The organism is Acetobacter sp. AAB5 (assembly GCF_050106715.1).
GTDB classification, from domain to species: Bacteria; Pseudomonadota; Alphaproteobacteria; order Acetobacterales; family Acetobacteraceae; genus Acetobacter; species Acetobacter oryzifermentans.
This window is the reverse complement of the sequence record NZ_JBNIEW010000076.1, coordinates 1-224: the sequence shown is the minus strand read 5'-3', so window position 1 is coordinate 224 and position 224 is coordinate 1. Positions and strand designations below refer to the sequence as shown.

Below are 224 nucleotides of genomic sequence, written 5' to 3'. Positions count from 1 at the left end.
GCCTGTCCGCCATAAAATCCATGGACCAGACCCTGTTGGGAAGGGCCGGAACCGACAGCTTTTCAGGCTTTTCGCGAACCAGACGCCTGCGGGGTTTAATCCGCAGGTTGAGTTCCAGTTCCCGATAGATCCGATAAACCCGCTTATGATTCCAGAGCTGTCCCTGCACATTGCGCAGATACAGGAAACACAGACCAAATCCCCATCTCCTGTGAGCCTGGGTC

General features: G+C 54.9%; 1 pseudogene. It reads right to left on the bottom strand.

Going from position 1 to position 224, the window contains the following annotated elements:
* Positions 1 to 224, bottom strand: a pseudogene (locus ACP7IZ_RS13870) (IS3 family transposase); the annotation flags it as partial.